We start from the raw sequence: 23093 nt of genomic DNA, 5'->3' as shown, positions 1-23093 counted from the left end.
CGGGGCGAAGGGGCGCTAAAGATAGTAAAATTAATCACTTTGAGGGGGTATTAAAAAAATTGAAAGTATTGTTTATGAACAAGTTAAACTCGTATTGGAGAGAAAAAATTAGTGAATTGAAGAAATTATTTCCCAACGATGAATTTTTAGATAGTGATGAAATCAGCAATATTGAAGATGCAATGGAAGTTGCAGATGCAATAGTGTTTGGTGGAGACTTGGACGAGAACGTCTTGGGAAAATCAAAGAATTTGAAAATAATTTTTGTTCCCTATGCTGGAGTGAACCAATTACCTTTAGAAATACTTAAAGAAAAAGGCATTAGCGTTGCAAATAGTCATGGTAATGCGAGAATAGTTGCAGAAAGGGCTTTTACTCTTGCTTTAGCTCTTCTTGGAAAAATTGTACCTTATCATAACGATTTAAAAGAAGGAATTTGGCATGGATTTAGTGCCGGAGAAAGCGTTAAAGATTCATGGGTATCTATTCAGAACAAAAGTTGTGCAATATTGGGGTTAGGCAATATAGGAAAAAATCTTGCACAAATGCTTAAAACCTTTGACTGTAAAATTGTTGGTTATAAAAGAAACGCAAATATAGATATTGAAAATGTGGATGAGATTAGTTCCAATTTAGATTATGTAATAGAAAAAAGTGAAATTGTATTCGTAACTTTGCCCTTGACGAAATATACAAAAGGTCTTATCGACGAAAAGGTGTTTAATAAGATGACTGGCAAATACATAATAAATGTTGGAAGAGGTGATGTTATAGATCAAAAGGCACTATACGAGGCTTTGAAATCTAAAAAATTAGCTGGAGCCGCTATAGATGTTTGGTACAATTATCCTTCCAAAGAAAAGCCATCGATCTTGCCAGCTAATTACCCAGTTCATACCTTTGATAACGTTGTTTTGTCTCCACATGTTGGAGGCTATAACACTGAAGCTACAAAGTACAGTATCGATGAAACTGTAGAAAATATAAAAAGTTTTCTAAAAGATGGTACGGCAAAAGACTTAATTGATTTAGAATTTGGATACTGAATTTAAAGAATTGCAAGCAGAAGAGCTCCGATAAAAAATAAGATTTTTAATATATCTGAAGCCTTAGAATAAAAAGAGATGTTATCGTTTGGATTGACAAAAAAGATTCCCGTTTTTTCTTCTTTGGATTCAAATATGTTGGTAATTCTTCCATATTTGTCGATTGAGCCGGTTAAGCCTGTATTTGAAACCTGGATGAAATCTCTTCTCGTTTCTACTGCTCTAAAAACGCCCTGACTGAAGTGTTGAAACAGGCCTGTTTTCGAATTAAACCAACCGTCGTTAGATATTGCAATCAATAAATTTGCTCCATTCTTAGCTTGATTAATTGCGACTTCCGGGAAATAGGTTTCAAAACATATTTGTACTCCAATATCAGTTTCGTTCAATGAAAAGGTTAGGTAATCTTCCCCAGGGGTATAATAGTTTAATAATCTAAAAACATCAAAGTTTCCAAATATAGTTTCATACGGTAAAAATTCGGCAAATGGTGTTAATTTAACCTTATCGTAGATACCCTCAATACTCCCATGTGGGTTATACACCCAGGCAGAGTTAAAATGGTTATCGTTTCCTATCCTTGGGTGTCCTAATATTACAGGTTTGTATAAGTTTTGAATGTCTCTTACCATTTGACTTTCTATTTCTGATTTTGAGATGTCTTCAAGAAAAGTTGATTCTGGAAAAACTACTACATCCACATCCCTATTTTTAAATTCTTCGATATTCTTAGAAAAAGTTGAATAATCTTGTATTGGATTTGAGGAGTATTTTATCTCTTGAGGAACATTCGTTTGAACGACTCCAACTTTTATGGAATCGTTTGTGCCATTAATGGGAGGTAGATACCTCACTATAGCAAAGTTAGAAATGTATATAGTAGTAAATATAGCAAGAATTTTAAATACCTTATCACGTGAATTATCGAAAGCAATCAGGGCATTGACAAAAACTATGATAAAAGTTAGACCAAAAGACCCTATAATTGAGGCAATTTGTATTATCCCTGTATGATCGTAAAGGGCGTAGGATAAATTTCCTCCCATAAAAGCCAAATCTCCAAAACCCCTCAAAATTTCCGCAACAGTGTAGGCAAAAGAATAGAAAAAAACCAAAGAAAGATAATTGTATTGCCTATCTTTTCGATGGTAAAGTTCTGATAACAGCCAAATGATGAGGTAAGGTATCATTAAAAGTATTATCATTCCAACGTATCCAAAAAAACCTACTATTGAAGAATAATTTTTTAAAATTTGGGGTATATTTTTAGACAAAGTAGGAAGCAGCCACCAAAGAGTAGTTACAAGCATGGAAGAGGAATATATTATCGTATGAAGTAATCTTTCATAATGAGTTTTTGATCTGGCTATGTTTCTAAGAAAGAAAACCAATGAAAACCAGATGAAAAAAGAAAATAAATTACCCGGCATAGCCAAACCGGTTAAAACACCTGAAATTAAAGTAAGTAGATATTTCATATATACCCCCATGGATTATATTTTGAAAATCTTGTTTCTTGTATAATTATGTTGTCGTTACAATATTATACAGCAAACTTTGTGATAGTTCAAGAAATCTGATATAATAAGGATAACTAACAAAATTTGTGTTACTCCTTTATCCTTAAGGGTGGGGAGCGGGGCAAAGGGGCGCTATAACAAGTTTTAGAATATCTAAAGAGTGAAAAAATTTATGTAAGAGGGGGTAAAAAGATGTCTAAATTGGAAGAATTTAAAGAGTTTCAAGCCAAGATTTCAAGATACAGTCAGGCTATCGCACTCATGCACTGGGATTTAGAAACTAACGCTCCCAACAATGCTTTTGAGTATCGTTCTAAAGCTTTGGGAGAACTTATGGAGGCACTTTTTAGAATGTCTGTTTCTGATCAGATGGGTGAATTTTTGGATTATTTTTCAAAGAAGGAAAATTATGATGAATTGAGTGAAATTGATCAAGCAATGGTAAGAGTAACCAAGAAAGATTTCGATAAGTTTAAAAAGTTACCTCCACAGCTTGTCAGAAAATTAGCCGAAACGACTTCAAAAGCAGGTCATTTTTGGAAAAAAGCCAGGGAGGAAAATAACTTTTCTTTATTTGAGCCTTATTTGCAAGAAGTCGTATCTTTAGAAAAAGAGCAAGCAGAGGCTTTGGGATATGAAAAAAATAGATACGATGCTCTTTTAGACTTATTCGAACCTGGAATGAAAACAGAAACGGTGAAAGGTACAATAAATTATTTAAAAGAGTATCTACTACCTTTTCTGAAAGAGCTTTTAGAAAAGGGAAAAGAACCAAGATACGATTTCTTTGAAGGAGATTTCGACGTAAATAAGCAAAAAGAGTTATCCCTGGAAGCGTTAAAATTTATGAATTTCGATTTCGATTCTGGACGTATGGACATGTCTGCTCACCCTTTCACAACAAAAATTGGTCCAAAAGACGTAAGAATTACAACAAGATACAACAACAAAGATTTGAGATATTCTTTATTTTCAACTATGCACGAAGGTGGACATGCTTTATACGAACTTCATATCCCTGAGGAATTTTCAGAGACTCCTTTGGATGAAGGTGCTTCTATGGCTGTGCATGAATCCCAATCAAGATTTTGGGAAAATATTATAGGAAGAGGGCCTCATTTTTGGGTTTTCTTTTCTAAAAAGTTAAAAGATATTTTCCCATCTTTTGAAGGAATAAGTAGTGATGAGCTGTATAAAGGTGTTAATATAGTTAAAAAAGATTTCATCAGAACTGAGGCAGATGAAGTAACTTACAACTTTCATATTATGCTGAGATTTGAAATCGAAGAAGCACTGATAAACGATAGAATAAAAGTAAATGAACTTCCAACGGTATGGAACGATAAAATGAAAGAATATTTAGGTATTGTGCCGGCAAACGACGCAGTAGGTGTTTTGCAAGATGTTCATTGGTCAAATGGACAATTTGGTTATTTTCCTTCATATATGTTGGGTAATCTTTACAGTGCTCAATTGTTCTCAAAATTGAAAAAAGATCTAAAAGATTATCCATCTCAAATAGAAAAAGGAGATTCAAAAGAAGTTTTGAACTGGATGGTTGAGAATGTCCATAAGTACGGTAAAATGTACGAACCAGAAGAACTTTTGAAAAAGGTTACAGGTGAAACTCTTAATCCCAAATATTTTGTAGAGTATATAAAAGAAAAGTTTTCTGCAATTTATGGTTTATAATTAAAATCCCCCATCTATATACGATGGGGGATTTTAAAATTAATCACAGCTATTTGTTATCTTTTTCGTCTTTTTCTTTTTTCTCCTCTTTTGATAATTTCTTGAGGTTTTCACTTACATAGTAATAAAATGTGCCTTCTTCGTATTCACCGTTTTCATTTGGTGTCCCTGCTTTGTAATCTGTCATTAGTTCGATCCCTTCATCTATATTATCAATAGCCCAAATATGGAACTTTCCATTTTGTATATCTTCATTTATTTCGTCTTTCAATACGATATTATCGATATTTTTACTTGGAATAATCACCCCTTGATCTCCAGTAAAATTGAGATTTTTACAGGCGTCGTAAAATCCTTCAATTTTTTCGATTATTCCTCCAACTGGCAAAACTTCTCCGTTTTGATTCATAGATCCGGTGATGGCAATATTTTGTTTCAATGGAATGTTAGCTATGGAAGACATTAAAGCCAGCGTTTCTGCTATTGTAGCGCTGTCTCCTTCGATGATAGAATAAACTTGTTCAAAATTTAAAGATACACCGAAACCTGTTTCTATGAAAGAAGAAAATTTATGTTTGAAATAGTTTTCTATGATCAATGAGGATTTTTTGTATATTTTCCCGCTTAAATCGATATCCCTGTGTATGTTTATGATTTTTTCAGAAGAGGATCTGTAACTTTTTGCTGTTATTTTGACGGGATGCCCAAAGGTGAAATCTCCTGTATCCAAAACAGTCAATCCATTTATTTGTCCGACTTCAGAGCCTTCAGTTCTTATGTCAATCTTTTGTTCTTTTATCGCATTAAATAATTTTTTCTTATGAAAGGAAAACATTTTTTCTCTAAACTTTGTAGTATCTTTTATATCTTTGGCGGTTATGTATGGGCTTGATCCATTTTTCCGTGAAATGTTGAAAGAGTCTATTAGTAGATTCTTAATTTCCCCCAATCTTAAGGAGAACCTTTTGTTGTTTCCATTCATCCTACAACTGTACTTGATAATCTCTTCAATCGCATCTTTTGTAAAGTGTGAGATATCGTTTTCTTCCACTGTGTTGCTTAAGAAAGCTAAAAATTTATTTAAATTCTCGTTGCTTAACTCTGCCTCATAGTCAAATTGTGATTTTATGGGAAAAAGTTTTTCGAATTCGCTATCGTAAACTCTTAATAAATTGTACACCCATTCTTCTCCTATGAGAATCACTTTAACGGTTAAAGATAAAGGTTCTGGTTCCAAACTTTCAACACTCGAATAGCCTTCAGCGGTTTGAATATTTTCAATTTTTACTTCTTTCTCCGATAAAAACCTTTTAATTACCTCCCACGCGTAAGGTTTTCTTAAAACTTTTTCTGCTTCCATTATTAGATAACCACCGTTTGCCCTGTGAAAAGCTCCAGATTTTATCATTGTAAAATCCGTTTGAAGGAGTCCCATTTGGGAATAATACTCTATTCTACCAACTAAATTTGAAAAAGTGGGATTGTCTTCTTCTATCACAGGTGCACCTTGTAGATAAGAATTATCCACTATAATGTTGACATTGTATCTTTTTTCTTTAAGATAAGTTATTAGATTTTGATTTTCGGAAGTTAATTGGGATAGGTGAGAAGCTATGTCCTCTTTCAAGTTTTGAAGGTATTCAAAAACATCAGAATATTTGAGATATTTCTTTTCAAGGGGTTCGAAAAGCTTAGCTAAGCTAAAAGCTGCCCAGTAACGTCGTAAGTTTTTAACTTCCTCCCAGTATTCTTTATCCATCTCCGTGATCTTTACCATTGTTTTTTCAATTAATTCTCGCAACTTCTCGGAATTTTTTCGAAAATACTCTTTTATCTCTTCCGGAAGATTTTCAAACTCAGAGGTGCTTATTTTTTTGCCATCGTACACTGGAACGCTCACTATACCTTTTTCAGAAGCCTCAAGTATAAAACCAAGAGCTTGAGCCTGTTTTCTCAGATCTGACCACAATTTTTCCCTCTGCTCGTTGTATTCTTTTTCTAACGAACTTAACCTTTGTTGAAATTCTTCTGTCTGCATCGTTTTATTTAAAACTTGTACAGAGGAATTAATAATAGATTGCAATTCAGATTTGAAATTTTTGGCTTCTCCGGCGGGCAGTTTCAACAACTTGGGTTTCTTTTCTTCCTTAAAATTAAAAACATACATAAGATCTTGAGGAGCTTTTTGAGTTAACGATATTCTTTCGATTATCTTTCGAGTCATACCTCTTCTACCACTACGATTTGGACCAACTAAGAAAACATTGTTTGAATCGTTGCTGCTTTCCAAGGCAAATTGTAAAATTTCACAAGCATCCGTTTGTATGGTGTAATCTTGATAAGAACCAATTTTTATTTCTGAAGTGTTATCGATTTTGATATCTGGGATTTTAATTTCAAAATCACTTAAAGTTAGTTTCATTATCTACGCCTCCATTATTTGCACTTTTACCGTTGTTAAAAATTCTAAAAACTTGTTTAATAGCGGCCCCTTCGCCCCGCTCCCCACCCTTCTAAGGAATGGGCCTGCAGCCCTCTACTAAAGTTCAAACCTTTCATAAATTTCATTTATATTTTTTAGATAATAATCAGGTGAGAATATATCTTCAAATGCTTCTTTATCTGATAATTTTGCCTTTACTCTATTATCTTCCAATAAAATTGCTTTAAAATCACGCCTTTCATTCCAAGCTTTCATAGCGTTTTCTTGAACTATTTTATAAGCTTCCTCTCTACTTACCCCTAATTCAACTAACTTCAGCAATACCCGTTGAGAATAAATTAAATTATACGATTTTTCTATGTTTTCTTTCATTCTATCTTTGTGAACCACTAAGTTTTCAACTAAGTAATTTGCTTTATTCAACATATAGTAAGTAAGCATGGTTGCATCCGGTATAAACACCCTTTCTACAGACGAATGAGAAATATCTCTTTCGTGCCATAAGGAGATATTCTCATAAGCAGAAGATAGATAAGATCTTAGCATTCTTGACATCCCGGTCAACCTTTCGCACAATATGGGGTTTTTCTTATGTGGCATCGCTGAAGAGCCCCGTTGCTCTTTTTTAAAAGGTTCTTCTACTTCCAGGACCTCTGTTTTTTGAAGGTGCCTGATTTCTATGGCAAGTCTTTCTATACTGCTTCCTATCATAGCTAAAACACTGAAAAATTCAGCGTGAAGATCCCTTGGTAAAACTTGAGTAGATACTTTACAAGGTCTGAGATTGAGTTTTTTCAAAGCGATTTCCTCTACTTTTGGTTCTATGTTAGCATAATTTCCAACCGCCCCGCTGAGTTTTCCTTGGGAAATGTTATCTATAGCCTTTTCTAATCTTTCTTTGTTTCTTTCTTCTTCCGCAACAAATCCTAAAATTTTTAATCCAAAAGATGTTGGCTCAGCGTGTACCCCATGGGTTCTTCCAACTATAATAGTATACTTATGATCCACAGCTAATTTTTTGAGGTTAGCTATGTATTGAGTTAGCTCATCAAGAATAATCTCTTCTGCTCTTTTTATAGCTAAGGATAAAGCTGTATCGACAACATCTGATGATGTTAAACCCTTGTGAAAGTATCTTGCCTCATCTCCCATGTCTTCAGTTACCACTTTTATAAAGGCTATCACGTCATGATCCACTATTTTTTCTGTGTCTAATATTTTTTGAACGTCTAATTTTGCTTTTTGTCGAATGTTTTGGGATGTGCCTTTGGGAGCAAGGTTAAGTTCTTCAAAGGCTTCTATTACAGCTATTTCTACTTCAAGCCATCTTTTATACTGGGCATCTAAAGTCCAAATGTCTTTAATTGGAGAAAGAGAGTACCTTTCAATCAACATCCACACCCCTTTGTGAATTAAGTTCTTTTGACCTTATAGTTGCTTCTTTTACTGCGTCCATAAGGATGCCTCGTAAACCATGAGATTCTAAAACTTCTATTCCTTTAATTGCTGTGCCTCCTGGGGAAGTAACCATATCTTTTAACTCTCCAGGATGTTTTCCTGTCTCTAAAACCATCCTTGCAGCGCCAAGTAATGTTCTTGCGGCAAATTCAGTGGAAAGCTCTCTAGGTAAACCCATCAGGACACCGCCGTCGGATAAAGCCTCTATCATCATATAGACATATGCTGGTCCGCTCCCACTTAAAGCCGTTATCGCATCCATTATATCCTCTTCAACCAAATATACCTTTCCAACGCTTTCCAAAATCTCCTTAACCGTTCTCAAATCATTTTCGTGAACATTCTTCTTTTTACTTATAGCAATAACGCCTTCACCAACTAAAATAGGGGTGTTAGGCATAGCTCTTATTATCTTTGATGAAGTTGGTAAAGCTTTATCCAAATGACGCAGACTTACTCCTGCAGCTATTGATATAACTATCTTATCTTCACAAAAAGGGCTTATTTCTTCCAGAACTTTATCTATTACTTGTGGTTTCACAGCTAAAAGAACGATGTCGGATTCTTTCACCGCTTTTGCGTTATCCGAGATAGTTTTTATGTCGGAGTAATTAGAATTTTTTTCAGAATCGTATTCAAAGAGATCTGTTCCGATTATTTGTTCTCTTTTAAGTGTTTTTGTTTGGATTAGACCTTTTACTAAAGTGCTCCCCATTTTTCCCAATCCTATTACACACAGTTTTTCATTCATACTATCTAACCTGCCCGTTTCCCAAGATAATATATTTGGTGGTCGTTAACTCGTTGATTCCAATCGGTCCTCGAACATGTAATTTTTGTGTACTTATTCCCATTTCTGCACCAAAACCGAACTCTTCACCATCGGTAAATCTCGTAGAAGCATTGACATAAACCGCAGCAGAGTCTATTTCGTTTAGAAATTTTTGAGCGATCGTATAATTTTCGGTTATAATGGCTTCAGAATGTTTTGTGCTGTACTTGTTTATATGGTTTATCGCTTCTTCAGTGCTATCAACAATTTTTACTGCCATTATGTAATCTAAATATTCAGTTGACCAGTCTTCTTCTTGTGCCGCTTTCATTTGAGGTATTATTTTCAAGGTTTTTTCACAACCTCTTAATTCTACTTTCTTTTCAAAGAGTGTATATATTTTTGGTAGAAACTCTTCCGCTATATCTTTGTGAACCAACAATTTTTCTGCGGCGTTACATACTGATGGTCTGCTTATTTTAGCGTTTTCAACGATTTTTAGTGCCTTTTCGAGATCTGCTTGTCTATCAACATAAACGTGACAGTTTCCAGCCCCCGTTTGTATAACAGGGATCATAGAATTTTCAACGGTATTTTTAATTAAAGATGGTCCGCCTCGAGGTATCAAAACATCGATGTATTCGTACAGTTTCATCAATTCATCAACGGCTTTCCTATCTGTAATCTCAATGAACTGCACTATATCCTTTGAGAAACCAGCTCTTTCAATAGCTTGGTGGATAATTTTTACTAAGGCATTGTTAGAATGAATCGCTTCAGAACCACCTCTTAATACCACACAATTACCAGATTTTATACATAAAGCAGCTGCATCTACTGTTACATTTGGTCTGCTTTCATATATAATGGCGATTACCCCTAAAGGAACTACCATCTTTCCAATCATCAAGCCGTTTGGTCTTTTCCACATCTGAGAGATGTTGCCCACACTACTTTGAAGTTGTGCGACTTTTTGGACACCTTCAGCCATTTTGGTGATTCTTTCCTGGTTCAGTAACAATCTATCTAAAAGACTGCTTGACATCCCAGTGTTTTTAGCCGATTCGACATCCTTTTGGTTTTCTGATATTATATAGTTTTTATTGGCCATTAGCTCTTCCGAAATATAGTTAAGAATTCTGATCTTATCTGTTTCGGAAGAGGAGCTAAATTTTCTTGAAGTATCTTTAGCCTTTTTTGCCTTATTTAAGACATATTCCTGTAAATTCACTATTATACCCTCCCTCTGTCGATCTTTTCCCCGTTCTTTTTTCTATGTTTTTTAATTATATCATAACTTTTTGAATGTGAAAGTAAAGGCAAATCTCACCTTTTTTATATAATTATATTATTTCATGAAATAGTTCTTTTACTTTTGCCTTTAATTCCTTTAATAAGTTTTCTCCTTGGCTCGTAATAGAGTAGTATATTCTTTTTTTACCTTCTACTATTTCAATTCTTTTACTCAGAAGATTTTCTTTCTCCATCTTGTGTAATAAAGGATACAAAGTACCTGGGCTAATATTGTATCCATGCCTTTTTAATTCATAAATCATCCAGCTTCCATAGATTGGAGCTTTTTGTGAATGGTGCAATATATGTATTTGAATCAAACCATTCAAGATTTTATTCAAATATTTATTCTTTTCAATATAATCTTTTGATTCTTTTATGATTATTTCCCCCTTTCTTTTTAATTTAGAGGGTTGCCAAGCTTAGATTTAAGCAGAAAAAGAGTGAAAACGGCTGCACTTTCTACTATCATGGAAAAGACAACCAAACTCACGATTGCGCGATCGTACAAGATTCCCATAACTGCACTACCTATGAACCAAAAAAGGCCAAAGATAGCGTTAAAAAAACCATATGCTGTTCCTCTTTTCTCAGGGGTGACGATATCGGCTACTACAGATTTTAAAATGGATTCCTGGGCACCCATTCCGATTCCCCACAAAATAACACCTAAAATCACTAACAGTGAAGATTCAGATAAAAATGAAAAGGGTGAAAAGAATATTGAGAGGCTGGAGGCAATTATAAGACTTGTAACTCCGACTTTATCGTAAAGGAAGCCGAAGATCAATGCAGAAATAGCATCCACGCCCATAGCTATCGCATACATAAAAGGTATCATAGTTGAATTGAAAATATCAATTCTTTGAAAATGGAACGCCAACAAAGGGAAATCCGCAAAACCTGCAGCAATCAGGGAAATGGCTACTAAATACAACCAGTACGATTTTGATATTCCCTCAAAGTTGATCTTCTCCTCTTTCACTTCAAACTTCTCGGGTTGTGGAAAGTTCAATCTACTAATCAACAACAAAATTAAAGTAATCAATGCAGGTATCAATAATATTGCAAATGCGAATCGGTAATTCGTTAACTCATCTCCAGACTTGAATAATAGAATCAAACTTAAAATAACAGGCCCTGAGACAGCTCCAATTTGATCAAGGACCTCTGCTATGGCAAATCCTTTACCACTTCCCACATTTCGTGCTGCATAAGACATAAGGGTATCTTTCGAAGGCTTTCTTATAGCTTTTCCTGTTCTTTCCATAATTATTAGCATGGCTGCTATTTCCCATCTTCCGGCAAGAGCCAATAAAGGAACAGCAAATAGATCCATTCCATAACCTAAAAATGTGAAAAGCCAATATCTATGAGTTTTATCGCTTAAATAACCCGTTAACAACCTTAAACCATAACCTATGAACTCACCTAAACCTGAAATGATTCCCACCGCTGTAGCACTTGCTCCTAATAAACCTAAATAAGGACCGATTAAACTTCTTGCTCCTTCATGTGTGATGTCTGCGAATAAACTCACAATTCCCATAGCAACTATAAAACCAATAGCTGTTTTTTTCGTTTTAGAACACCTTCCTTTGCTTATTTTTTAAAGATATCTTGGCGAAGTATCCCATACTCATCGAAGCTACTTTTCATTGTGAATAATATCGTTAAGGTTACAGAAAGAGAAACCGATGTTAAAATAGCTACATATATGGCAATTTGGTATTTTATAGCTGTTTGTGGAGATGCACCTCCCAAAATCTGACCTGTCATCATTCCAGGCAGATACACGATTCCAACTGTAGCCATACTTGCTATGGTTGGTCTAAGGGCAGATATTAATGCGTTCCTTAAATATGGAAGTGTGGCTTCATAAACGGTAGCCCCATTTCCCAAAGCAAAAAAATATCGTTGTTTATTTCTTTCTATATCTTTATAAAAATTACTAATTCCAATAATATCTCCTGTTAAAGCGTTACCTAAGAGCATTCCACCTAGGACAACGAAATATCTTGCGGTGAAAATATCATCCAATCTTAAAATTATAAAATCGAAGTAAAAGAGTACAATAAAATTAGAAATACCAAGGGCAAAAAATACTGGCCAAACGAACCTTTTGAAATTTAAACCGCTGCTACCAATAACTCGAAATACAGCAAAAGAAATCATAAAAAATAACCAGCCTATATTCAACCATGTATAATCAAATTGGAAAAGATATACTAAAATTAAAGACATGATGAAAAGCTGAATGCTCATTCTGAATGTTGAAATTAAAGTATCTCGGGTAATTTTTAAATTAAAAATATAACTCAAGATAATGGGGAAAAATATTAACAAATACGCCATTGCAAGTGAAAATAAAGAAATATCAGTTGTAGGTTCCATTATTATTCCCTCCCATTTCTATTATGTTCAAACCTTCTTTATTTAACCATTCCTGATCATGAGATATTGCAATCAAAGTCCACTCTTTTTTTGATAGTAAATATTCTATGACTTTATTTTTCATTTCTCTATCTAAAGAAGAGGTAATCTCATCTAGTAAGTATAATTTTTTGTTTAAAAGTGTAAAAATAGATATCAAAACTCTTTGTTTTTCACCACCTGAAAGAGATTGGAAGTCTTTATCTAAAATATTTGCTGGTAGTTCAAAAAAATCAAATAATTTTATTAATTTTGATTCTTCAAAAGGTACTTTGAGATTTATTTTATAATTCAATATAGTACGAATTATTTCTCTTACGGTTCCATCAGAAATATCTAATTCCTGCCCGATGTACACAGCATCTCTTCTTAAATCCCATACATTTTTACCATTCAACTCTTCATTTTTGTATAGTAATTGTCCTTCATCTGGTTTAATGAATCCTAAAAGTAATCTAAAAATAGTGGTTTTTCCAATTCCGGATTTTCCAAAGATAAGAGTTTTACTCCCTTCTTGAACCTTGAGATTAAAATTTCTTAGAACGTACTTATCTTGGAATTTTTTTGAAACATTTTTAAATTCGATCAAAATTATTCCCTCCTTATATCTAATGTCGATATCGGAAATCGATATTGTAATTATAACTCTTTTTTTCAAATTGTCAATAAAGATGTCAGTTTTTTCTATTGTTATGGTATAATTTTCTTTTGGAGGGATAACTATTGGTATTAATCAATTCACTGAAAAAATTGTTATGCCTTTGTACCTGATTACAATTAAAAGTAGTTCTTTATAAATTAGATAATAGTGTCTTAAAATAGCTTTAATAGATAAGTGCTTTGAGAGATTCAAAAAATGATAAAAAGAGGTGTGCAAGGTGATTGAAGAGGAAATTTCAAATAGCATCATGCTGGATATTGTACAACCTTCTATCACCTTTCCAGAGATTAAGTTGGAAAAAGGTAATTCGTTAGGTTTATATACCAGTGAGACTGAATTAATGACATCGTATTTCTTTAAATTAATTTCTGAACCTGAAAAGTACGCAAAGGAAGTTAAAATAAATGGATTTCTTGCAAATGGTATGAATTGGGTGGGAAGATCTTTTACTCATATAGTGGTTCCTCAAATTTGGAAAGATAGCATATACAACATACTTAAAAACAAACCTAAAAGGCGTCATTTGATATTTATAGGAGCAAAAAAGTGTGATATTAATTACGACGAGCTTTCTGACATTTCAACGATCATTTCTTATTATAGAAAGGATTGCAGTATATTAGTGATAAGTGATTCTTTTGAACTATTGCAAGCTACCACAGACAGAGTAGTTAATATGTTGGGAGAACCTATCATATCTGGATCAAAAGATTATTTCAAATGATAATTCAGAAAAAACCACTTTTCAAAGCTAAAATTTTTAAAATTTAGGAGGATTTTGATGGCTTTAACAATAGACAGAGATGAAATCATAGGTACTTTAAAAAGAGAAATACAAGAAATAACAGATATGCAGGAATTTCAAAATCTAAAATCTAAATATTTAGGTAAGAAAGGTTTAATCAAGTCTCTAATGAACAGTCTTAAAGATATCGATGATGTAGAATTAAAAAAAGAGTATGGTAAAAGTGTAAATGAACTAAAAGAAGAATTAGAAACCCTTTTTGATGAGAAGTTAAGTGAGTTGAAAGAAAAAGAAAGAGAAGAAAAGGAGAAAAAAAACTGGGTTGATATTACGATTCCTGGGGCTCGTAGAAAGATAGGAAAAGAGAATTTGATCACAAAAACAAGGAAAGAAATAGAAGAAATATTCATTGGAATGGGTTTTTCGGTAGCTGAAGGTCCAGAAATTGAAAATTCTTGGTACAATTTTGACGCACTTAATACTCCTGAATGGCATCCTGCCAGAGAAATGCAGGATACTTTTTATTTGTCTTTGGACAAAGAAAAGCTTTTAAGGACGCATACTTCTCCCGTTCAAGTGAGAACTATGTTGAAAAGTAAGCCCCCCTTGGCTATAATATCCCCGGGAAGGGTATACAGAAAAGATGAATTAGACGCCACTCATTCCCCGGTTTTTCATCAGGTAGAAGGGCTCTATATTGATAGAAATGTTTCAGTTTCCCATTTAAAAATGTATCTTGAAGTTTTTGCTCAAAAATTTTTTGGAAATAAAGTTTCTGTATTGTTGCGCCCGAGCTATTTCCCTTTTACCGAACCAAGTTTTGAGGTAGATATCAGTTGTATCTTTTGTGGAGGGAAAGGGTGTAATGTTTGTAAAAATACCGGATGGATAGAAATATTGGGAGCCGGTTTAGTTCATCCAAACGTTTTTCAAAGCGTTAATTACGATCCAAAAGTATGGCAAGGCTTTGCTTTTGGAATGGGGATTGAAAGAGTAGCGATGTTGAAATATAACATTCCAGATATGAGAGAATTATACAAAAACGACATTAGGTTTATAGAAAATTCATAATCAATTATCCGTCATTGGCAAGCAAAATTTTAGAGGGAGGTAACGATGAAAGTATCTTTAAATTGGCTTGAAGATTATATAAAAGTCACAAAAAATATCGAAGAATTAGTAAAAGAAATAAAACTCCATTCGGTAGATGTAGAAGGTTTTGAAAAAACGGGGAATAATCTTAATAATATAACAGTTGGAGAGATTATGGAAATAACCCCACTTGAAAATGCTGATAATTTAGTAGTTTGTAAGATAGACGTAGGGAAAGATATCAAAAATATAGTCACCGGGGATCTTACAGTTAAGATTAGAGAAAAAGTTCCAGTTGCACTTCCTGGGGCAACTTTAGCAAACAATATAAAAATAGAAGAACGAGAATTCAAGGGAGTTATCTCTGAGGGAATGATGTGTTCTTTGAAGGAATTAGGTATATCTGGGGATGCGGATAAAATTTACAGAATAGTGGATGACGTTCCGAATGGAACGGATTTTGTAAAATTTTTTGATCTTTATGACCAAATTTTGGAATTAGATATACTTCCCAATAGGCCTGATTTACTGTCTTACTTAGGTGTTGCCAAAGAGTTAGAAACAATAGATTGTGGTGTGGGATTTAATTTACCTGACTATATAAAAATTAGTAAGGGTGAGGGGTTTCCGGTAAGAATAGAATATGAAAAATGTAATCGATATATGGCAACAATTGTAAAAGATATAAAAGTTGGTCCATCCCCAATGTGGCTGGTTAAAAGGTTAGGAAGGTCAGGAATAAGAAGTATAAATAATATTGTAGACATAACAAACTATGTAATGTTAGAGACAGGTCACCCCATCCATGCATTCGATTTAGATCTTATAGGTGACCAAATAGTAGTTAGAAAAGCTAAAAAAGGCGAAAAAATCCTGCTTTTGGATGGTAAAGAGTACACCATGGAAGGGGAAGAAACACTTATAACCGATGGTGACAACATAATTGCACTTGGTGGCATAATGGGGGGAGAATTAAGCGGCATCAATGAAAATACGAAAGATATCTTATTAGAAGTTGCCCATTTCGATCCTGTCAATATAAGAAAGTCCTCTACTTACCATAAGATAACCTCTGATTCTTCGTATCGTTTTGAAAGAGGAGTTGATCCAAACGATAGTGAGATGGTTATGGGGAGATTGATTAAATTGATTAACGAATTGGCAGGAGGAAAGGTAGAAGGAGCTACAACGGATATATATCCTAAGCCTATAGAAAATAAAGAAATATTGATTAAAAAAAGTTTTATAAACGATAGGTTGGGGAAAGACTTAGCAGAAAAAGAAATTGAACAAATATTAAAAAAATTAGATTTCTCTTTCACAATAGTGGAAAAAAGTTCGCAGCAGAAGGCAATGGAAGATGTAGTCAAGATGATTGATTTACCTTGGGATATAATAGATGAAGAATGGAACGTTTCTATTCCCACAAAAAGGCCAGATATTACCCAAGATATTGATCTCGTTGAAGAGGTTGGTAGAGTTTACGGTTACTCAAAAATTCAGCCTGCTTTCCCAAATCTAAATGGATTGATAGGAAGTAAGAGAGATTTTGTTTCTTTTAAAGAGAAAGTAGCGAATATTATGTTGGCTAACGGTTATCATGAGGCAAAGACCTTTCCGTTGAACAATGGCAACAGAATGTGGATGGAAAACGAATTGGAGTTAAGATTGATTAATCCTATCTCCTCAGAATTAGAATACATGTCATCCAAATTGATATATGGTTTGTTAGATTCAGTTTCTTTTAATTATAGAAACCAAACAAAAGATATAAAAATGTTCGAAATTGATAAAGTTTTCCAAGCAGATAAAGACAGTGAAACAGGTGCAAAGGAGTTTACTAATCTCGCCTTTGTGTCAACAGGGAGAGAAAATAATGATGATTTCACGGATAAGAGAGAGGTTACATTTTATTCTGTAAAAGGTGCTTTAGAAAACTTATTAAATGAATTTCATGTGAAAGTAGAATACGTAAGAAGTGATCAACCTGGTTTTTTGAAAGCTCAAAGTGCTCGTCTATTTATCAACAACGAAGAAATTGGTTTTTTAGGTCTACTTGATCCGGTGATAGCCGATAATTATTACGAAATAAAAGACCCTATATATATCTGTGAGATAAATTTGGATAAAATATTTGAAGGTAAGAAAGAAATAAAAAGGGAATTCAGAAAAGTAGATTTTCCTGCTATTAAAAGAGAGTATTCTATGATTGTTCCTATAAACATCGAATTTAAAGAGATTCAAGAAATAATAATAAGTGTGGCAGATATCGTAGAAGATTTTAAAATTTTTGATGTTTACAGAGGAAAAAATATAGAAGAAGATAAAACAAGTATTACCGTTTCGATAGTTTATAGATCAGAAAATAAAACTTTGACAGAAGAAGAAGTCAATCAAGTCGAAAGATCTATTTTAGAAAGTTTGAACAATAAAGGGATCAAACTTCGAGAATCCTAGGCATACCATACACATAGACAAAGAAAGGAGAAAGAGATGCAAAGAAATGTCACGAGTTACTTAATAATGTTGAATGTTTTGATATTTATAATGATGTTTTTATTTGGTGGTTTTAGCGCTTTTTCTAACCCACGTATATACATACTTTTTGGTGCACAATTGGGTAATTTAATCACAGCCGGAGAATGGTTCAGATTGATTACATCAATGTTTGTTCATGGTGGGTTATTTCACATATTTTTCAATATGATCGCTTTATTTTACGTGGGTAACATAGTTGAAAGGGCTTATGGAAAAGAAAGATTTATCTCAATATACATGTTATCAGGTATTTTTGGTAATCTTTTAACCCACTTATTTTTACCTAGTGCAATCTCTGTAGGAGCATCAGGTGCGATATTCGGATTGATAGGACTACTTTTTGGGGCGGGATTTAGGCACGATACCCCAACTATATTGAGACCTGTAACAGGGACCGCTTTACTCCCAATTATCTTAATAAACGTGATCTGGGGATTCTTACCAGGTGCTAATATAAACAATTTTGCCCATTTAGGAGGATTAGGAATAGGTTTTACCTTTGGTTGGTTAACACCTATAAGGTACACGAAGAGGAGTTACCAAGGGTGGAGAACGCTTTCTTACTTGTCTTACGGATTAATTATTGCAAGTTTTGTTTTACTTTTGATATTCGATTTTAGATACTACATATTTTAATTAAAACTCTTTTTTGAGGTGATGTATTTGACCATAGATGATTTGGTTGGTAAAAATGTCATAGAAGAAAGTATCAAAAAGATTTATGAAAATGATAAAGAAATAAATTCAGTTTTGAGAATAGAAAAGGTAGAAGGGAATAAAGATGGCGACTATTTTGGCATACCTTTTTTGGTCAAGGATAACATTTTAGTTGAAGGAACTAAAACAACAAACGGTTCTAAAATCCTTGAAAATTATAATTCTCCTTATACCGCAACTGCCGTTGAAAAACTTTTAAAGGCAGGTTTTACAGTGGTAGGGAAAACTAATATGGACGAGTTTGCCATGGGTAATACCAACGAACATTCAGCCTTTGGAGCTGTAAGAAATCCTAAGGATTTGGCACGAGTCCCGGGGGGTAGTAGTGGAGGTTCAGCTGCAGCTGTAGCAGCAGGGTACGTTCCATTTTCTCTGGGATCCGATACCGGAGGCTCAGTAAGACAACCTGCCGCTTTTTGTGGTGTTGTTGGATTTAAGCCGTCATACGGTATGATATCACGATACGGTTTAACCGCTTTTTCATCTTCATTGGATCAAATAGGTGTTTTTGCAAATAATGTTAAGGACGTTAGAACTGTTACAGAAATTATGAAAGGAAAAGATCCCAAGGATTCAACCACGTTGGAGCACGATAAAGATCTCGTAAAAGATGTAGATATAGATTTATCCAAAACCAAAATTTGCATTCCAAAGGTTGTTTACCATGAAAATGCAGATAATAATGTAATAAAACAATTTGAAAGGGCTATTAACTTTTTGAGAAGCAAAGGAGCAATAGTTGACGTAAAAGACATACCGGAACTTGAATATTCAGTAGCAATTTATTATATAATAGCCCCTGCTGAAGCCTCATCCAACCTTTCAAGATACGATGGTGTCAAATATGGGTTGAGGAACGATGCCTTAGGTTTGAATAGAATGTATAAATCTACTAGAGAAGTTGGTTTTGGCATGGAAGTAAAAAGAAGAATAATGATGGGAACTTTTAATCTATCTTCTCTTTATTACGATCAATATTACTCAAAAGCCTCAAAAGTAAGAAAATTGTTAAGTGACAAAATAAAGGAAGTTTTAAACGATTATAATTTGATAATGACCCCCACATCTCCTGTTCTCCCACCAAAGATAGGGGAAAAGTTAAAACCTTTAGATTATTATTTAATGGATATTTTTACAATCCCTGCGAATTTAAATGGATCACCTGCCATAAGTATTCCCTTTGGTGATGTCCAAGGGTTACCTTTTGGTATACAATTCATTGGTCGATATATGAAGGATGAGGAATTATTAACTATAGCAGACAATTTCTTTAAAGAGACCTCCAGGGAGTTGAAAAATTATGTATAAAACCATTATAGGATTAGAAATACACGTCCAATTACTAACAAAATCCAAAGCCTTTTGTTCATGTAGTACAGAGCATTATGAAGCTGAGCCGAATATTAATATTTGTCCAGTATGTACAGGCCAACCTGGAACGTTGCCGGTATTAAACGAGGAAGCACTTAAACTTGCGATAAAAGCTGGATTAATATTAAATGGACGTATAAATAAGTTTTCTAGGTTCGATAGAAAGAATTATTTTTACCCCGATTTGCCAAAGGGTTATCAAATTACGCAGTATTTTCATCCCATAGTAAGTGGAGGATACATAGACGTTGAAGGCAAAAAGATAGGAATAAGAAGGATGCATATGGAAGAAGATACGGCTAAGATGCTTCATGAAGGGGATCAGATTTCCTATGCTCAAGAAAGTTTAATTGATTTTAATAGGGCAGGCATACCTCTTTTAGAAATTGTAACCGAGCCGGATATAGAGACTCCTAAACAGGCAAGGATATTTATGGAGAAATTAAGGAATTTGCTTAGATACGCTGATATTTCAACGGGTGATATGGAAAAAGGAGCTTTGAGATGTGATGCAAATATCTCTATTCTCAACCAAAAAAACGAAGAAATAAGTAAAAGGGTAGAAATTAAGAATATAAACTCATTCAAATTTGTAGAAAAAGCGTTAGAATATGAAAGAGATAGGATTATTAATAATTTAGAAGAAGGTCGAGAGTTAATACAAGAAACGAGAGGGTGGGATGCCAACAAAAAAGAGACATTTTCGATGAGAACAAAAGAAGAAGAGATGGACTACAGATATTTTCCTGAACCAGATCTCCCCATCCTAATTTTGAACGATGAACTTATTGAAACCGTAAAAAAACTCATTCCGGAAATGCCAGAAGAGAAGACTAAAAGGTTTGTTGCACAGTACAACATACCTGAATATGACGCACAAATTCTCTCTTCAGACAAAGAGTTAGCTGATTATTATGAAAGATGCGTAGAATTGACTAAGGATGCCAAATTTGTTAGTAATTTTATCTTAACTGAGTTATTAAGAGAGATGAAAGAAAATGAGGATAGTATCGAAAATGTAAAAATTAAACCCGAGCATTTTGCGGAATTAAAAATGCTTTTAGATACAAATACAATTTCAACAAAGATCGCTAAAGATATTTTTCCCCAGATGTATAGAACAGGTGATAGCCCCAAACTGATCGTTGAAAAGAAAGGCTTAAAACAAATAGAAAATGAAGATGAGTTAAGAAAAATAATTGAAAATGTTTTAAAAGAAAATCCCGATAGTGTTGAAAAGTATAAGAATGGTAAAAAGAAACTTTTAGGATTTTTTGTTGGCGAAGTTATGAAGCAAACAAAGGGCAAAGCTAACCCTCAAAAAACGAACGAAATACTCAATGAATTACTTGAAGATAATTGAAAATCATCACGAGGTGATGATCCTTGAGAAAATTGTATTTTATCGGATTTTTTATGTTTATTTCAACAATACTTTTATCTTATGTAGGGTACACTCCCTTCGGTCCAGAGATAGAAAATAAAGGTGCGACCTTTACACTGTCTACATCGTCTTTTGAAGATTTTGGATTAGAGATCGGTTATTCCGATTACCACTCTTTATATATAGAAAATAAGCTCTTCAACAGGACGATAAAACTGAAAACTGGAGAGTCTTTTTTTAATGTGTTTGTGAATGTACCAGTATACAACAGTGAATTTGGTGTAGGATATGAGTACAAACTTGAAAATAATTTTTTAGGAGTTTTGACAGTAAAAAATTTTCAAAGAGTTGAGGTTAAAAATGTCGACCACGATATATATAACTTCACTCAAGCTAAGTTCAATGCCCCTTCATATGCTATAGGAAATTTATTTCTTTTTAACAATAAAAATATAAATCTATTTGAAGTAAAAGCTCGAATATATAGGCCTATAGAAATACCAATTAGTTTAGGTTATTCAAATGGTTTCTATTTAAATGTTCCTCTCGTTAACCTAGACAGCTACTATGTAGATACAATCGACGTAGGAGCAGCGTTAATACAACAAAAATGGTACCCAAATATTGGATTTTCAGTTCCAATGAATATATTCGATCAGCAGTTGCATCTTGGTACAAGAATAGCTTTTGGTCAAGACTTTTTTTACGAATTTTATATTTATAATGAAAATCTTAAGTTGCCTCTACTTTTTTCGTTCAACGAAAAAGGAGGAGGTTTGTTTTTTGAATTCTAATTATATTGCATTATATTTACACATACCTTTTTGTGTGAGGAGATGCCTGTATTGTGACTATGTATCTACAACCGATTTATCCTTAAAAGAAGAATATTTTAATGCATTATACAAAGAAATCACTTTGAAAGGTAAAAAATTAAAAGATAGAAAAGTTAGAACGATTTATTTTGGAGGTGGGACCCCATCTTTTACTGAGGAAGAATTTATTTTGCAAACCTTTCGTTCATTACAAGAAAATATGGATTTATCTGATTTAAAGGAATTCACGATAGAGGTAAATCCAGAAAGTGTTGATGAGAAAAAAGTACAACTTTACAAAGAGATAGGGATTAACAGAATATCTATGGGGTTCCAAAGTACTTCTGATAAGATATTAAAAACCGTGGGAAGAGCCCATGATTTTAATATAGGCTTAGAATCTTATAAACTTTTGGCATCTTTTTATGATAATATAAATGTGGATTTTATTCTTGGATTACCTTATGAAAATTTTGAAACGGTTAATAGTAATTTAGAGTTTATAGAAAAGATGAAACCCTCTCATATTTCTTATTATTTATTGGATTCTTCACACGATACTCCTTTAAAACATTTTCTTGAAACCAAGGAAATGAAACTTCCGGATGAAGACTTTGTATATGAACTTCTTGATTATATCTATGATCAATTGGAAAAATTAGAATATAACAGATATGAAATTTCAAGTTGGTCTCTACCCAACAAAGAATGTATGCACAATAAATTTTATTGGTATAACCTAGATTATGTAGGATTTGGGGTTTCCGCAGGAGGGCATATCAACAACGAAAGATATGTCAATACTTCAGATGTTAAAGCATATATTACAAAATTAAATAATGATGAACTTCCATACGACACAAAAAATGTGAATGATGAGTTTACTGAATTGTTAGAGACCCTTTTTATGTCTTTGAGACTAACAAGGGGAATAACCTATGATTCTTTGGTACAAAGGTTCCCCAAAAATTTGGTTGACAATGTCTTAAATCAGTTAAAAAAGAATTTGGAAGAGTATATATCTATTGATGATTCTATTAAATTAACTACAAAAGGCTTAAATTTTTCAAGGTTTGTTTTTGAGAAGTTATTAGAGATATCTCCAACTTAAGG

General features: G+C 33.5%; 19 protein-coding genes. 10 read left to right on the top strand and 9 right to left on the bottom strand.

Translation table 11 applies throughout. The annotated features are described in order from the left end of the window. Nucleotides 1-1046 (top strand): 2-hydroxyacid dehydrogenase (locus X926_RS05960; protein WP_233186694.1); only part of this gene is annotated, 1046 nt, incomplete at its 5' end. A 2-nt stretch (nucleotides 1047-1048) separates the two neighbouring features. On the opposite strand, the gene lnt is transcribed toward X926_RS05960, so the two are convergent. Then, a complete protein-coding gene (lnt, locus tag X926_RS05955) occupies nucleotides 1049-2524 on the bottom strand; it encodes an apolipoprotein N-acyltransferase (RefSeq protein ID WP_158245205.1) in 1476 nt (491 codons plus the stop codon). Nucleotides 2525-2758: 234 nt separating this feature from the next. On the opposite strand from lnt, the gene X926_RS05950 reads away from it, so the two are divergent. Further along, complete coding sequence (locus X926_RS05950) at nucleotides 2759-4258, top strand: carboxypeptidase M32 (RefSeq protein ID WP_103065386.1); 1500 nt, start codon at nucleotides 2759-2761, stop codon at nucleotides 4256-4258. 49 nt (nucleotides 4259-4307) lie between these two features. On the opposite strand, the gene X926_RS05945 is transcribed toward X926_RS05950, so the two are convergent. From X926_RS05945 to X926_RS05910, 8 genes are all read right to left on the bottom strand, one after another. Then, complete coding sequence (locus tag X926_RS05945) at nucleotides 4308-6680, bottom strand: Lon protease family protein (protein ID WP_012208073.1); 2373 nt, start codon at nucleotides 6678-6680, stop codon at nucleotides 4308-4310. A gap of 117 nt (nucleotides 6681-6797) precedes the next feature. Further along, a complete protein-coding gene (purB, locus tag X926_RS05940) occupies nucleotides 6798-8093 on the bottom strand; it encodes an adenylosuccinate lyase (RefSeq protein WP_041534192.1) in 1296 nt (431 codons plus the stop codon). Next, on the bottom strand, nucleotides 8086-8910 hold the full coding sequence (gene proC, locus X926_RS05935) for a pyrroline-5-carboxylate reductase (protein WP_103065385.1): 825 nt from the start codon (nucleotides 8908-8910) through the stop codon (nucleotides 8086-8088). Before proC ends, purB begins: the two co-directional genes overlap by 8 nt. 1 nt (nucleotide 8911) lies before the next feature. Continuing rightward, nucleotides 8912-10162, bottom strand: coding sequence for a glutamate-5-semialdehyde dehydrogenase (locus tag X926_RS05930; RefSeq protein WP_012208070.1), 1251 nt, complete (start codon nucleotides 10160-10162; stop codon nucleotides 8912-8914). 112 nt (nucleotides 10163-10274) lie between these two features. Then, nucleotides 10275-10565: a PadR family transcriptional regulator gene (locus X926_RS05925; RefSeq protein WP_233186693.1), complete on the bottom strand. Its 291-nt coding sequence runs from the start codon at nucleotides 10563-10565 to the stop codon at nucleotides 10275-10277. A gap of 59 nt (nucleotides 10566-10624) precedes the next feature. After that, nucleotides 10625-11773 (bottom strand): MFS transporter, encoded by a 1149-nt coding sequence (locus tag X926_RS05920; protein ID WP_103065384.1) that lies wholly within the window; start codon nucleotides 11771-11773, stop codon nucleotides 10625-10627. Between the two features lie 53 nt (nucleotides 11774-11826). Continuing rightward, on the bottom strand, nucleotides 11827-12618 hold the full coding sequence (locus tag X926_RS05915) for an ABC transporter permease (protein WP_012208067.1): 792 nt from the start codon (nucleotides 12616-12618) through the stop codon (nucleotides 11827-11829). Continuing rightward, nucleotides 12602-13246, bottom strand: coding sequence for an ATP-binding cassette domain-containing protein (locus tag X926_RS05910; RefSeq protein ID WP_012208066.1), 645 nt, complete (start codon nucleotides 13244-13246; stop codon nucleotides 12602-12604). Before X926_RS05910 ends, X926_RS05915 begins: the two co-directional genes overlap by 17 nt. 289 nt (nucleotides 13247-13535) lie before the next feature. Here X926_RS05910 and X926_RS05905 point away from each other — a divergent pair, with 289 nt between their 5' ends. Genes X926_RS05905 through hemW form a run of 8 tightly spaced genes read left to right on the top strand, consistent with a single transcriptional unit; the run spans nucleotide 13536 to nucleotide 23091 of the window. Beyond that, nucleotides 13536-14042 (top strand): hypothetical protein, encoded by a 507-nt coding sequence (locus tag X926_RS05905; RefSeq protein WP_012208065.1) that lies wholly within the window; start codon nucleotides 13536-13538, stop codon nucleotides 14040-14042. Nucleotides 14043-14099: 57 nt separating this feature from the next. Continuing rightward, a complete protein-coding gene (locus X926_RS05900; RefSeq protein WP_103065383.1) occupies nucleotides 14100-15134 on the top strand; it encodes a phenylalanine--tRNA ligase subunit alpha in 1035 nt (344 codons plus the stop codon). A gap of 45 nt (nucleotides 15135-15179) precedes the next feature. Beyond that, nucleotides 15180-17612, top strand: coding sequence for a phenylalanine--tRNA ligase subunit beta (pheT, locus tag X926_RS05895; protein ID WP_103065382.1), 2433 nt, complete (start codon nucleotides 15180-15182; stop codon nucleotides 17610-17612). Nucleotides 17613-17648: 36 nt separating this feature from the next. Further along, on the top strand, nucleotides 17649-18329 hold the full coding sequence (locus X926_RS05890) for a rhomboid family intramembrane serine protease (RefSeq protein WP_103065381.1): 681 nt from the start codon (nucleotides 17649-17651) through the stop codon (nucleotides 18327-18329). A gap of 27 nt (nucleotides 18330-18356) precedes the next feature. Further along, nucleotides 18357-19718: an Asp-tRNA(Asn)/Glu-tRNA(Gln) amidotransferase subunit GatA gene (gene gatA / locus X926_RS05885; protein ID WP_199171186.1), complete on the top strand. Its 1362-nt coding sequence runs from the start codon at nucleotides 18357-18359 to the stop codon at nucleotides 19716-19718. Further along, nucleotides 19708-21144, top strand: a complete 1437-nt coding sequence (gene gatB, locus X926_RS05880) for an Asp-tRNA(Asn)/Glu-tRNA(Gln) amidotransferase subunit GatB (protein WP_369973682.1) — start codon at nucleotides 19708-19710, stop codon at nucleotides 21142-21144. Before gatA ends, gatB begins: the two co-directional genes overlap by 11 nt. Nucleotides 21145-21167: 23 nt before the next feature. Further along, on the top strand, nucleotides 21168-21959 hold the full coding sequence (locus X926_RS05875; RefSeq protein ID WP_103065378.1) for a hypothetical protein: 792 nt from the start codon (nucleotides 21168-21170) through the stop codon (nucleotides 21957-21959). After that, nucleotides 21949-23091 (top strand): radical SAM family heme chaperone HemW, encoded by a 1143-nt coding sequence (gene hemW, locus X926_RS05870; RefSeq protein WP_158245204.1) that lies wholly within the window; start codon nucleotides 21949-21951, stop codon nucleotides 23089-23091. Before X926_RS05875 ends, hemW begins: the two co-directional genes overlap by 11 nt. Nucleotides 23092-23093 lie beyond the last annotated feature (2 nt).

This window comes from Petrotoga sp. HWHPT.55.6.3, assembly GCF_002895495.1.
Classification (GTDB): Bacteria; Thermotogota; Thermotogae; order Petrotogales; family Petrotogaceae; genus Petrotoga; species Petrotoga mobilis.
The sequence above is the reverse complement of the archived record's forward strand: the minus strand, read 5'-3'. Positions and strand labels throughout refer to the sequence as shown.